General features: G+C 72.0%; 10 protein-coding genes. 8 read left to right on the top strand and 2 right to left on the bottom strand.

The window, feature by feature from the left end:
* The first annotated feature begins 27 nt into the window (after window positions 1-27).
* The 5 genes from KME79_RS46655 (at window position 28) to KME79_RS35655 (ending at window position 6,898) form a co-directional block, all read left to right on the top strand.
* Window positions 28-1,560 carry a CDP-alcohol phosphatidyltransferase family protein gene (locus KME79_RS46655; protein WP_219549716.1) on the top strand — a complete coding sequence of 511 codons (1,533 nt, stop codon included), beginning with the start codon at window positions 28-30 and terminating at the stop codon, window positions 1,558-1,560.
* Complete coding sequence (locus KME79_RS46650) at window positions 1,557-2,276, top strand: DUF5941 domain-containing protein (RefSeq protein WP_148033384.1); 720 nt, start codon at window positions 1,557-1,559, stop codon at window positions 2,274-2,276. The genes KME79_RS46655 and KME79_RS46650 overlap by 4 nt, the downstream gene beginning before the upstream one ends.
* A 125-nt stretch (window positions 2,277-2,401) precedes the next feature.
* Window positions 2,402-3,532 carry a hypothetical protein gene (locus KME79_RS35665; protein ID WP_219549715.1) on the top strand — a complete coding sequence of 377 codons (1,131 nt, stop codon included), beginning with the start codon at window positions 2,402-2,404 and terminating at the stop codon, window positions 3,530-3,532.
* A gap of 1,093 nt (window positions 3,533-4,625) precedes the next feature.
* Window positions 4,626-5,345: a vWA domain-containing protein gene (locus KME79_RS35660; protein WP_219549714.1), complete on the top strand. Its 720-nt coding sequence runs from the start codon at window positions 4,626-4,628 to the stop codon at window positions 5,343-5,345.
* Window positions 5,346-5,491: 146 nt separating this feature from the next.
* Window positions 5,492-6,898 carry a glycoside hydrolase family 16 protein gene (locus tag KME79_RS35655; RefSeq protein ID WP_219549713.1) on the top strand — a complete coding sequence of 469 codons (1,407 nt, stop codon included), beginning with the start codon at window positions 5,492-5,494 and terminating at the stop codon, window positions 6,896-6,898.
* A gap of 20 nt (window positions 6,899-6,918) precedes the next feature.
* On the opposite strand, the gene KME79_RS35650 is transcribed toward KME79_RS35655, so the two are convergent.
* A complete protein-coding gene (locus tag KME79_RS35650; RefSeq protein ID WP_219549712.1) occupies window positions 6,919-8,097 on the bottom strand; it encodes a hypothetical protein in 1,179 nt (392 codons plus the stop codon).
* 83 nt (window positions 8,098-8,180) lie between these two features.
* Window positions 8,181-10,523: a GH1 family beta-glucosidase gene (locus KME79_RS47255; protein ID WP_219549711.1), complete on the bottom strand. Its 2,343-nt coding sequence runs from the start codon at window positions 10,521-10,523 to the stop codon at window positions 8,181-8,183.
* Between the two features lie 96 nt (window positions 10,524-10,619).
* Between KME79_RS47255 and KME79_RS35640 the strand changes: the two genes are divergently transcribed.
* The 3 genes from KME79_RS35640 (at window position 10,620) to rocD (ending at window position 13,234) form a co-directional block, all read left to right on the top strand.
* Window positions 10,620-11,105 carry an Lrp/AsnC family transcriptional regulator gene (locus KME79_RS35640; protein ID WP_148033390.1) on the top strand — a complete coding sequence of 162 codons (486 nt, stop codon included), beginning with the start codon at window positions 10,620-10,622 and terminating at the stop codon, window positions 11,103-11,105.
* A 121-nt stretch (window positions 11,106-11,226) separates the two neighbouring features.
* A complete protein-coding gene (ddaH, locus tag KME79_RS35635; RefSeq protein WP_219549710.1) occupies window positions 11,227-12,024 on the top strand; it encodes a dimethylargininase in 798 nt (265 codons plus the stop codon).
* 1 nt (window position 12,025) lies between these two features.
* Window positions 12,026-13,234, top strand: a complete 1,209-nt coding sequence (gene rocD, locus KME79_RS35630) for an ornithine--oxo-acid transaminase (protein WP_219549709.1) — start codon at window positions 12,026-12,028, stop codon at window positions 13,232-13,234.
* Window positions 13,235-13,249 lie beyond the last annotated feature (15 nt).

Genomic DNA, 13,249 nt, shown 5'->3' with positions numbered 1-13,249 from the left:
CCCCTCCGTTACCGCCGAAAGGTAGTCATGACCCGCGTGGTCCTGCTGGGCTCTTCACCCGGCCCCGACACCGCTCCGACCGGCTTGAGGCTCGCCGCACTTCCCGGCAATCCCACCGTCGCGGAGCGACTGCGCAACCAGGTCCTCACCATGGACCCGACGCCCGCCACGATCGGCTCCGGCGACGTGGCCGCCGCCCTGCGCGCACTGGCGGAGGTCGCGGAGTCCGCGACCGAGCCCCTGTTCATCATCCCGGAGAACTCGGTCATCCACGACGAGCTGATCTACCAGATCAACAAGACCAAGCGCGGCGCGCTGGTCCTCGTCGCCAAGGAGCCGCGCCCGGTGGCGGAAGAGGAGGGCGAGGAGACAGAGGACGACCAGCTCAACGGTAACGTCCCGATAGCGGAGGCCGAGCCCGAGATCGGCATGAACGAGGTGGAGGGCCTGCCGGTCCGCTCCCGCATCGGCAAGACCCGGGTCATCTCGGTCGGCACCGCCACCCACCTGGTGACCAGGCCCAACGCCGTGCTGCTCGGCCCGATGTACATCAGCGCGCGCAACGCGCCGATGCTCGCCGAGACCTGCCGCGAGCTGGCCGCGATGGCGTCCGCCTTCGGCGACGACGACGACCTGGTCCAGATCATCGCCTTCGGCCTGGTGCGCAAAGGCGTGTCGGTCGGCATCCGGGGCCGCCGCGACCTGTTCTACCGCCGCGTCACCTCCCAGGAGCAGGCCAACGAGGCCGCCGTCGAGATGTCCGGCTTCGACGAGGACCGCGCCAGGCTCAACAACGCGGTCAAGGGCGCCGACGGCTTCTTCACCACCTACTTCGTCTCGACCTACTCCCGGTTCATCGCCCGCTGGGCGGCCCGGCGGGGGCTGACGCCCAACCAGGTCACGCTCATCTCGATCGCCCTCGGCGTGGCCGCCGCCGCCTGCTTCGCCACCGGCCAGCGGCCGTGGATGATCGCCGGCGGGCTGCTGATCTACTTCGCCTTCGTGTTCGACTGCGTCGACGGCCAGGTCGCCCGCTACGCCCGCAAGTTCGGGGTGCTGGGGGCGTGGCTCGACGCCACGTTCGACCGGTTCAAGGAGTACGTCGTCTTCGCCGGGCTGGCCGTGGGCTGGGTCGTGGCGGGCAACGGCGGCGACGACATCTGGATCTTCGCGCTGGCCGCCCTCGGCCTGCAGTCCGTGCGCCACCTGCTCGACTTCTCCTTCGGCATCTCCAACCGCCGCAAGCCCCCGGCCAAGCTGCCCACGCTGGCGCTCGACGCCCGCGACGACCGTGACCTGCGCCAGGCCCTGGAGCGCCGCAAGGTCGAGCAGAGCAGTGGCGTCAAGCGCATGCTCAAGATGTGGTCCAAGGCCGGCAAGTACCGCGCGGTCCACTGGGCGCGTAAAATGATCGTGTTCCCCATCGGCGAGCGGTTCGCGGCCATCGCGATCACCGCTGCGCTCTTCGACGCCCGCATTACCTTCCTCACGCTGGTGATCTGGGGCTCCGTCGCCGCCGTTTACACTCTCACCGGACGCCTCATGAGGTCGCTCGCATGATCACCCAGCCGCAGGCCGCCGCAACCCCCACGCCGGACCCCGACGAGGAGCGCCGGCGCATCCAGACCGCCCGCCTGCTCGCCTACCGCGACGACGGTCCCCTCGTCCACGTGCTGTCGGGCAGGCTCGGCAAGGGCCTGCCGCCGGTCCCCGCCACGCTGGCCGCGCTGCTGGCCGTCATCGCCGTCACGGTGACCGGCCTGGTCCAGCCGGGCTTCACGATGCTGCTGCCGTCGCTGATCGTGCTGCTGCTGGTGCTGCCGACCGCGCCGCGCGACCACCTGGGCCGCTTCGACTGGCTCACGCCGCCGCTGCTGCGCGCCGCCGAGTTCCTCGCCATGATCGTGGTCGGCCTCGCGGCGGGGGCGCCGAAGTGGCTGCTGTTCGTGCTGGTGTACGTGGTCGGCTACCACACCTACGACACCGTCTACCGGACCCGGCAGAGCATCTGGCCGCCGGCCTGGGTGTTCTACGCCGGGCTCGGCTGGGAGCTGCGGCTGCTCATCATCGGCGCGGGCGCGGCGTTCGGCCTGGTCACGCCGGTGCTGGCGGTGCTGACGGCCTACCTGTTCGTGCTGTTCGCCGTCGAGAGCGTGACGAGCTGGGTCCGCCTGGACAAGGCGTCGGCCCAGGCGGCCGCCGACGCCGAGCAGGACCTGGAGCAGTCCCCCGAGGACGCGCTGGAGCAGGCCGCCGGCGAGGCCGAGAAAGCCTGATCTCCCCTACGCGAAAGGCGGGGCCGCCCTCACGGCCCCGCCTTTCGCGTTTCCTCCGGCACCCCGGCTTCCGCGAGGGGAGCGTTTAGGCTGGGGACTCAGGGACTCTGAGCCGGAGGAGCCGGATGGCGTTCTTGTCGCGGCTGTTCAAGCGGGGCGACCCGCTGGCCGAGCGTGAGGAGGCGCGCCGGCAGGGCATGCGCGACGCCCGGCGACACCCGCTGACGACCTTCACCGACCCCGAGAGCCGGCCCCCGTTCGTCGCCGAGGTACGTGCCCGCGCCCGCGAGCAGATCGCCGACGCCGGCCGCCGGCTGGCCGCCCGGCGCGGCGAGTTACTCGACCAGTCCCTGGCCGCCCGGGAAGCGATCCTCCTGGAACTCAGCCGCACCGACCTCCTCCCCCAGCCCCCACCCAACGGCCACCCCGGCCCACCCGCTGATCCGTATCCGCCAGGTTCCAGGCCTTCACCCGATTTCGCAGGACCGTACGGCAATCCGCCAGATTCCAGGCCTTCACCTGAACCGGCGGGACGGTACGGCGATCCGCCACCTGACCCGCCGGGACCGTACGGCGATCCGCCACCTGACCCGCCGGGACCGTACGGCGATCCGCCAGACCCCTATTCCGCGGGACCGTACGGTGACTCTGGGGCACGCGCAGCAGGACCGTACGGTGGCTCAGGGGCACGTGCGGCGGGATCGTACGGTGATCGCGGCGGGCGCCCGGCGGCTCCCTACGAGGAGGACGCGTTCATCTCCATCGCCGAGGCCCGATGGAGGCGGGGTGAGGCGCGGCGGCGGGACGCGGTGCGGGAGAGCCAGGAGAGCGTGCAGCGCGCCGGCGCCCGCATCGGCCAGTACGCGCAGGAGTGGGAGAACGCCCTGGTCGAGCACGACCACGAGGTGGAGGCCGTGCACGCGCGGGCCGAGCAGATCATCGCCGCCTACCGGAGCGGCGTCATGGAGACCCACCCGCGCCGGGAGGAGATCCCGCCGCTCTGGCAGGGCGAGGTCATCGCCATGGAACCCACCGGCGAGACCCGGCTCGGCATCTCGGGGCGCGACGAGCTAGGCCGGATCCTCCACGAGGTGGAAGCCCGGGTAGCGGACTGGCACACCAAGGTCCTCCCCCACGAACTACCCTCAGCCCTCCGCCTCCCCCCGCTCGAACCTCCCCACCGGACTCAGTCCCCCAACCTCAAGCAGACCACTCCCCCACCACCCCATCTCCTCCGAAAACCCCCCACTCCCTGACGGACTCCACCGCTCCCACATCTCAGCCGCAGGCCACCGAACCCACCAAGGCCCCCACCCCCACCGCATCCCCGGGGGAGACCACCCAACCCCCAGCGGACCCGACCCCCACCACATCCCCGCCCCAAACCACCCGACCGGAAACGCCCCCTACCGTCTCCCCTCCGGAGACCACTCATCTCCCGGCGGATCCCACCGCCACCACATCCCAAGCCACCCGACCCGAAACGGCCCTCGCCGTCTCCCCGCTGGAGACCACCCACCCCGCACTGGATCCCACCGCCACCCCACCTCCGCCGCGAGCCGCCCGACCCGAGACGGCCCCCGCTGTCTCCTCGCCGGAGCCCCATCCCGCGGTGGACCCCACCGCCACCCCATCCCCGCCGCCAGCCGCCCGACCCGAGACGGCCTCCACCGTCTCCCCGCCTGAGAACACCCACCCCGCGCTGGATCCAACCGCCACCACATCTCCGCCGCCAGCCGCCCGGCCCACGATGGACCGATCCCCCACGTCTCTTCCAGAAGCCGTCTCTTCCTTACGTACGGCAACGGCCCCTGCAGAGGTCACGTATCCCCCGGCAGGTACCTCCGGCATGGCTCCGTCACCGTCGCAAGCCGCCCACCCCTCCCCGGATCCTCTGCACGAGACCGCGTCCGTACCAGGTGAGGCGGTGGAGACCCGCGAGACCGACGCCCTCACGCCTTCGCCTGCGAACGATGAGCATCCGGGGCATGACGAGGACGACTCCGAGGCTTCCGCCGACGGGCCGGCGAGCGCCGGGCCCGGCTCCCCTCGTACGGACAGCGATGTCGGCGAGCCAGCCGGCGACGGCCCGCGCGAACCACACCAGGACGCCGAAACCGACGTCCATCCCGGACCGGACCACGCCACCGAGACACGCACTCCAACGGCACACGACCGCGCCGCCGAACCACACACCCCACGCACACAAGACACCACCGCGACAAGCACCCCAACCGGACAGGACCGTGCCAGAGGGCAGCGGCGGACCTATCCATGGCGGGAGGCGTTCGGCGACCCGAGCGCCGCATCGCCCAGCACACCACGTGACGGCGACGGAGAGGAGCGGCGTTGGCCGGGTTAGGGAGCAGAGGGGTGGCCGTGCTCGGCGTCGCGGCGCTGGTGGCCGGTGGTGTGGCGGGGTGCGGGACGGACGCGGGGGCGGTGTGCGGGGTGGTGGTGGACTCCACGAGCTACGCGGAGCCCGCCACGTCCCGTGAGGACGTGACCTCGAAGCTGCCCGAGTTCGCCCAGGGGTGCGACTGGGTGGGGTTCGCCGCCGTCACCGGCGCGTCGGAGAGCAGTTCGTGCCGGGAGGACCCGGTCACCGTGGCCGCCACCCGCGCCGAGAACCCGAACGACAACCCGGTCGTCGAGGACCGGGTGAGGACGCACCGGATCAAAGAGGTGGTGCCCAGGGCGGTGCGGCTGTTCGACTGCCCAGCGGAGGGCGAGGGCTCGGACGTGCTGGGCGCGCTGCGGTACATGGTGAAGCAGATGACCGCGCGGCGGCAGCCGGACAAGGAGCACCGGCTCATCGTGTTCAGCGATCTGAGCAACAACCGCGGCGAGCTGAACATCAACCGCCTGGATCTGGGCGAAGCGGCGCGGAAGCGGAAGGTCGAGGAACTGCGGCGGGCCGGCCTGCTGCCCGCCATGGGCGGGTACGCGGTGACGGTGCACGGGTTCCTGCGGGAGCGGACGGCGAACCCGGACCGGTTCCCGCTGCTGGAGGCGTTCTGGGCAGAGGCGTTCGAGGCGGCCGGCACGACGGCCGCCGACCTCCTGTAGGGAGAGCGCTCTCTCACAGCATGCCGGACTGTTCACCTTCCTGCAACGCCTGCGGTGACGATTGTTGACAACAGGTAAGGAACTGTGTTTTCGTTCGGCGTGAGAGCGCTCTCTTCACTCCGCCTCCCTTCCCCCCAGGAGCAGTGATGACATCACCACCGTCCAGGGTGCGCCGCCGCATAGCGGCCGCCGCCGTGGCGCTGGCCGCCGTCGGTGGCCTGCTCGTCCAGGTGGCCACGAGCGCCGCCGCCTCCGTCCCGGCCACCCCGTCCGGCTGGTCGCTGGTCTGGGCCGACGACTTCAACGGCTCGTCGGGCTCGCTGCCCTCGTCCAGCAACTGGATCATCGACACCGGCCACGGCTACCCCGGCGGCCCCGGCAACTGGGGCACCGGAGAGATCCAGAACTACACGTCCAACCCCGCCAACCTGAGCCTCGACGGCTCCGGCAACCTGCGCATCACCCCGCTGCGCGGCTCGAACGGCGAGTGGACCTCCGGCCGCATCGAGACCCGGCGCTCCGACTTCAAGCCCGCCGACGGGCGCATCCTGCGCATCGAGGGCCGCATCCAGATGCCGAACGTCACCGGCGACGCCGCGCTCGGCTACTGGCCCGCGTTCTGGGCGCTCGGCTCCCCCTACCGGGGCAACTACTGGAACTGGCCGGCCATCGGCGAGTTCGACATCATGGAGAACGTCAACGGCCTCAACACCGTCTGGGCCGTGCTCCACTGCGGCGTCAACCCCGGCGGCCCGTGCAACGAGACCCAGGGCATCGGCGGCAGCCGCGCCTGCCCCGGCTCCACCTGCCAGTCGTCCTTCCACACCTACCGCTTCGAGTGGGACCGCAGCGTCAGTCCCAACCAGCTGCGCTGGTACGTGGACGGCCAGCAGTTCTTCAGCGTGAGCCAGTCGCAGCTCGACGCCACCACGTGGAACAACATGACCGGTCACGCCGGCTACTTCCTCCTCCTGAACGTGGCCATGGGCGGCGCCTTCCCGAACGGCGTGGCGGGCTTCGGCACGCCGACCGCCGCGACCGTGTCCGGCCGGCCGATGCTGGTCGACTACGTGGCCGTGTGGCAGAGCGGCACCGGCACCCAGCCGACCGACCCGCCGACCGACCCCCCGGGTGACGGGTTCGACGCGCGCTCCACCATCCAGGCCGAGGGCTACAGCGCCCAGTCGGGCACCATCACGGAGACCACCACGGACTCCGGCGGCGGGCAGAACGTCGGCGCCATCCGCAACGGCGACTGGCTCCGCTTCGACAACGTCCGGTTCGGCTCGACGGCGGCCCAGCAGTTCAAGGCCAGGGTCGCCTCCGGGGCGGGCGCCGGTGTGAGCGGGCTCGTCCAGGTCAGGCTGGGCAGCCCGACGGCGCCGCCGATCGGCGACTTCGCGATCGGGAACACCGGCGGCTGGCAGAGCTGGCGCACGGTCCCGGCCAACATCACGCCGACGACCGGGACGCACACCGTCTACCTCACGTTCAGCAGCGGCCAGCCCGCCGACTTCGTGAACGTCAACTGGTTCACCTTCTCCACCAACTAAGGCTCCACCAACTAAGGGGATCACCGGCCGGGCGCCGCACGGCGCCTGGCCACGATCCGTTCGGCCCAGCTCGCCGCCTCCGGGTCCCGTAACCCTTCCACCACCCCGCCCAGGTAGGCGGTGGCCAGGCTGTCGAAGCCGCGGTCGAGCTGCCGGGTCCGGCCGGCCAGCCGCCGGTCGACCGACTCCACGTACTGGGCGATGCTCTCGGCGTATCCGGCGTCCTGCTGGTAGACGCCCTGCGCGGTCGCGAACGCCCTGGACTCGGCGTCCAGCTTGGCGCGCAGCTCCCGCAGCGTCCGGTCGTTCGGGTTGTGCATGCGCCGGCCCAGGTCGGCGGCGATGAGGGCGGTGGCGATCAGCAGGGCCAGCAGCAGCACCATGGTGGGCAGCGTGCCGGCCCCCTCGGCGGTGGGCCCGATCTCCTCCCCGTCCACGACCAGCGGCCGGACCAGCGCGTCGCGCCGGAGCACGGCCACCGCCACGATGAAGCCCAGCCACACCAGCGCCACGCCGATCAGCAGCCAGCGCCCCTTGGCCGAGCCGCCGTGCTCCTGCCAGGACCGGAACGCGCGCCCGTACATGTGCGGCGCGACCAGCATGATGAGGGCGGCGCCCGCGGCGAGCAGCGCGGTCATCGCGACGCTGTCGCCCCAGTCGAGGATCACCTGGTAGAGGATCGGCACCTCGACGATCACCAGCAGGAGCAGCAGCAGCGCGGCGGGCAGCCAGCGGCGCACGACGGGCCACCGGCTGCCGGAGATCGCGATCGAGCTGGGGCGGCCGTCGCCGGGGCGGCGGCTGGGCTGCTCCAGCTCGGCGACCCGCGGCCGGGTGTCGTCGAGGGCCGCGCGGGCGGCGGCGAAGGCGCGCTGCGACTCGGCGAGCCTGATCTTCTGCCCTTCGAGCGCGGCGCGCGCCTGCCGCAGCTCCCGCTCGGTGAGGTCCTCGATGCGGGCCAGCTCGCCGAGCCGCTCGTCCTCCAGCTCGTGGAAGCGGGGCACGCTGCCGGTCTGCAGGGTGAGCGTGTCGATCTGGCCGTCGGCGGCGTGCCGCCGCCCCAGCTCGCGCTCGGCGTCGCGGCGCGCCGTCCAGTCGGGCAGGTGGTAGAGGTCTCCGTCGTACGCGACCGCGGGCGCGACGCGGATGACCTGCGCGGGCTCGTCGGGCTGCGTGGGACGGCGGCGTGACAGGCGCATCGGGCCTCCAGACGACCCTCCGGACGACACTGTCCCTCGATGCTAACCGCCCCACGCCCTCCCGGACCGTCCCTCCGTGCCGGTCAGCCGCTGGAGCGTGTCACCAGCCTGGCGGGGAGCACCACCGGGGTGGCGTGGCGGCCTTCCAGGCGGGAGAGCATCAGCCGGGCCAGTGCCATGGCCTGGTCGGAGGCGGGCGTCCGTACGGTGGTCAGCGCGGGGGTGGTGTACGCGGCCGCCTCGATGTCGCCGAAGCCCACCACCGCCAGGTCGTCCGGCACCCGCCGCCCGGCCTCGGCCGCGGCCCTGAGCACGCCGATCGCCAGGTGGTCGGAGGTCGCGAGGACGGCGTCCAGGCGGCGCTCGTCGGACAGCAGCCGGGTGAGGGCCGCCGCGCCGGACTCCGCCGTGTCGCCGGCCAGCGCGACGTGCGGCAGCCGTCCGGCCCGCTGGAGCGTGTCGCGGTGCCCGGCCATGCGGTCCTGGACGGCGACCAGGTGGGTGGGGCCGCAGACGAGGCCGATGTGCCTGCGCCCCTGCCGCAGCAGGTGCTCGGTGGCCGCGGCGGCGCCCCCCGTGTTGTCGGCGTCCACGTACGGCACGAGCGAGCTGATCGCCGGCCGGCCGAGCAGGACGAGCGGCACGTCGGTGCGGGCGAGCCGCTCGGCGAGCGGGTCGGCCCCGTCCGTCGGGAGCAGCACCACCCCGTCGGACAGCCCGGCCTCGACGTGCCGGACGATGCGCCGGTGGCTCTCGGAGGTGTCGGCGAGCATGAGCGTGATCTGCTTGCCCGCCCCTTCCAGGACGCTGGTCACGTACTGGACGACGGCGGCGGTGAGCGCGTCGTCGGGGCGCGGGATGGACAGGACGAGCGCGACCGTGTCGGTGCGGCGGGTGGCGAGGCTGCGGGCGGCGGCGTTGGGCACGTAGCCCAGTTCCTTGACGGCCCGCAGGACGTTCTCGCGGACCTCGGGGCTGACCGCGGCGTCGCCGTTGACGACGCGGGACACGGTGGCCCTGGAGACCTTGGCCCGGGCGGCGACGGTCTCCAGGGTGGGCCGCTTGGGCCGGCCGTCGCCGAGCCCGTTGCGGCGCACCACGTCGCGGTACCACAGGGCGCTGTCCTTCAGGCGGCGCCGCTGGGTGGCGAAGTCGACGTGCACGATGCCGAACTTGCGCTGGTAGCCGTCGGCCCATTCGAGGCAGTCGAGCAGCGACCACAGCAGGTAGCCGCGGACCTTGGCGCCCTCGTCGAGGGCGGCGAGCAGGGCCCGCAGGTGCTCTTCGACGAAGCTGACGCGGTCGACGTCGTGGATGCCGTCGGCGGTCACGGTGTCGACGAAGTCGGCCCCGTTCTCGGTGATCATCAGCTCCTGGTCGGGGTACTCGCGGGACAGGCGGCGCAGCAGCACGGTGAGCGCGCCGGGCACGATCGGCCAGCCCATCGCGGTCACCGCGGTCGGCACCGTGCAGAACAGGACGCCGTCGCTGCCCGGGTAGACGGGGTCGGCGGGCTCGCCCGGCTGGGCGCGCACCACGCTGGGCGCGTAGTAGTTGACGCCGAGCAGGTCGAGCGGCTGGGCGATGACGGCCAGGTCGCCGTCGCGGACGTGACCGAGCCCGGCGGCGGACTCCACGACGTTCAGCAGCCGCTCGGGGTAGCGTCCGCGCAGCATCGGCTCCAGGAACTGCCCGTGCACCAGCTCGTCGATCCTGGCGACCGCGTCGGCGTCCTCCTCCGACAGCTCCCTGGCCGGGTCGGTGACCTGGCCGGGGGTCATCACGGGCGCGAAGTTGAGCACCGCGCCGACCCTGGCCGCGCCGGCCGAGCGCAGCGCCGAGGCGGCCAGCCCGTGCCCGAGCAGCATGTGGTGGGCGGCGCGGAAGGCGTCGGCGGCCGACTTCCGGCCGGGCGCGTGCACCCCGGCGCCGTAGCCGAGGAACGCGGCCACCCACGGCTCGTTCAGCGTGAACCAGGTGTGCACCCGGTCGCCCAGCCGCTCGTGCACGACCCGGGCGTAGTCGGCGAAGCAGAGCGCGGTGTCGCGCTCCGGCCAGCCGCCCCGGTCCTCCAGCGCCTGCGGCAGGTCCCAGTGGTAGAGGGTCGCGTACGGGGTGACGCCGGCCGAGAGGAGCTCGTCGACCAGCCGCTCGTAGAAGTCGAGCCCGGCCGTGTTCACCCGGCCCGAGCCCTCGGGCAGGACCCGCGGCCAGCTCACCGAGAACCGGTAGGCGGCCACGCCCAGATCCTTCATCAGCCGCACGTCGCCGGGGTAGCGGTGGTAATGGTCGCAGGCGGCCTGCGAGTCGGAGAACGCGTCCCAGATGGAGGGCCCCCGGCCGTCTTCCGCGTTCGCGCCCTCGATCTGGTACGCGGAGGTCGACACGCCCCACACGAAACGATCAGGGAACGTCCCTCTGCTCATCACTCGCCAACTCCCCGTGCCATGCCTCATCGAAGGGGCCAGTTTGCCCCGGTTCGATCGTCGCGCGCCACACGACGTTGGCGATATACAGAGCCCGTGGAACTGGATCGGCTGGACCGTGACATCATCGCCGCGCTCGTCGAGGACGCCCGGCAGACCTACGCCGAGATCGGGCAGGAAGTCGGCCTGAGCGCGTCGGCGGTCAAGCGGCGGGTCGACCGGCTGCGCGAGAGCGGCGCGATCACCGGCTTCAGCGCCATGGTCGCGCCGGCCGCGCTCGGCTGGACCACCGAGGCGTACGTCGAGCTGTTCTGCCAGGGCAAGACGAAACCGTCCGACATCGCGCTGGCCGTGGCCCGCTATCCGGAGGTGGTGGGCGCGGCCACGATCACCGGCGAGGCCGACGCGCTGCTGCACATCAGGGCGACGGACGTGCGCCACGTGGAGCGGGTGATCGAGCGCATCGCCGCGGAGCCGTTCGTGGTGCGGACGAAGAGCGCGATCGTGCTGTCGAGGCTGGTCGACAGCCCTCCCGGCACCACCTTGCCGGACGCGCGCAACGGATCACACGTCCCCGGCTGATACTCGCAACAGAACTTCACACGCGCGCAATCCCGCCCTCTTCCGCCGCGTGAGGGGCGTTCTTAGGCTGTGCTCGACCCCTGACATGGGGAAACACTCTGACGAAGACGACGGAGTCTGCATGCCCAGACGCTTTCTCATGTGCCCGCCGGAGCACTTCGCGGTCGAGTACGCGATCAATCCGTGGATGGATCCCGCGGCGGGCGCCGACCGCGCCGTGGCGATCCGGCAGTGGGAGGGCCTCAAAGCCGCGTACGAGAGCCTCGGGCACGAGGTGAGCCTGATCGAGCCGATCGAGGGCCTGCCCGACATGGTGTTCGCGGCCAACGGCGCGCTGGTGGTCGGCGGCCGCGTGTACGGCGCCCGCTTCGCGTTCCCGCAGCGGGCCGCCGAGGGGCCGGCCTACCTGCGCTGGTTCGCCGAGCGCGGCTACCCCACGCTGGAGCCGGAGCACGTGAACGAGGGCGAGGGCGACTTCCTCACCATGGACGAGATCGTCCTGGCCGGCACCGGGTTCCGCACCCGGGTCGCCGCGCACCACGAGGCCCAGGAGTTCCTGGGCCGTCCGGTGATCTCGCTGCGGCTGGTGGACCCGCGTTTCTACCACCTCGACACGGCGCTGTTCCCGCTCGACGGCCGCAACGTCGCCTACTACCCCGGCGCGTTCTCCGAAGGCAGCCGGGAGGTGCTGCGCCGGCTGTTCCCCGACGCGGTGCTCGCCACCGCCGACGACGCCGCCGTGCTCGGGCTCAACGCGGTCAGCGACGGCGTCAACGTGGTGATCAACGCAGAGGCGGGCGATCTCCAGCTAGAGCTGAAGCGACGTGGGTACGAGGTGATTCCGGTCGATCTGTCGGAGTTGCGCAAGGCGGGTGGCGGCCCCAAGTGCTGCACACTCGAGATCAGGGGGGAGAACTGACATGACCACCAGCGCGGAGCTGATCGAAGTAAGCGAGCGCCGCAGCGCGCACAACTACCATCCGCTGCCCGTGGTCCTCCACGAGGCGCACGGCGCCTGGGTGACCGACGTCGAGGGCAGGCGCTATCTCGACTTCCTGTCCGGCTACTCCTCGCTCAACTTCGGCCACGGCAACGAGAAGATCCTCGCGGCGGCCCAGGAGCAGCTGAGGAACCTGACCCTGACCAGCCGGGCCTTCTACCACGACCAGTTCGCCCGGTTCTGCGCCGGGCTGGCCGACCTCACCGGCAAGGACATGATCCTGCCGATGAACACCGGCGCCGAGGCCGTGGAGACCGCGATCAAGGTCGCCCGCAAGTGGGGCTACCTGGTCAAGGGCGTCGAGCGCGACAAGGCCAACATCGTGGTGATGGAGGACAACTTCCACGGCCGCACCACCACGATCGTCAGCTTCTCCACCGACCCGGACGCCCGCGACGACTACGGCCCCTACACCCCGGGCTTCACGATCGTGAAGTACGGGTCCGCCGACGCGATCCGCTCGGCCATCGACGACGACACGGTCGCGGTGCTCGTCGAGCCGATCCAGGGCGAGGCCGGGGTGCTGGTGCCACCGGACGGCTACCTCACCCAGGTGCGGGAGATCTGCACCGAGCAGAACGTGCTCATGATCGCCGACGAGATCCAGTCGGGCCTGGGCCGCACCGGCAGGACCTTCGCCTGCGACCACGAGGGCGTCGTGCCCGACATCTACGTCCTGGGCAAGGCGCTCGGCGGCGGCGTGGTGCCGGTGTCGGCGATCGCCGCGGACGAGGACGTGCTCGGCGTGATCAAGCCGGGGCAGCACGGGTCCACGTTCGGCGGCAACCCGCTCGCCTGCGCGGTCGGCAGCGCGGTCGTGGAGATCCTCCGCACCGGCGAGTTCCAGGTCAGGGCGGCCGAGCTGGGCGGGATCATGCACGCGCGGCTGCGCGAGCTGGTCGGCCACGGCGTGGTGACGGTGCGCGGGCGCGGCCTGTGGGCGGGCGTCGACATCGACCCGTCGCTCGCCACCGGCCGCCAGGTGTCGGAGGCGCTGATGGCGCGCGGCGTGCTGGCCAAGGACACGCACGGGTCGACGATCCGGCTCGCGCCGCCGATCGTCATCTCGGAGGAGGACCTCCTCTGGGCGCTCGACCGGCTCGCCGAGACGGTCGACTCGCTGCGCTGACCCGCCGAGTCCAGG

Source organism: Nonomuraea harbinensis (assembly GCF_019396385.1).
GTDB classification, from domain to species: Bacteria; Actinomycetota; Actinomycetes; order Streptosporangiales; family Streptosporangiaceae; genus Nonomuraea; species Nonomuraea ferruginea.
The sequence above is the reverse complement of the archived record's forward strand: the minus strand, read 5'-3'. Positions and strand labels throughout refer to the sequence as shown.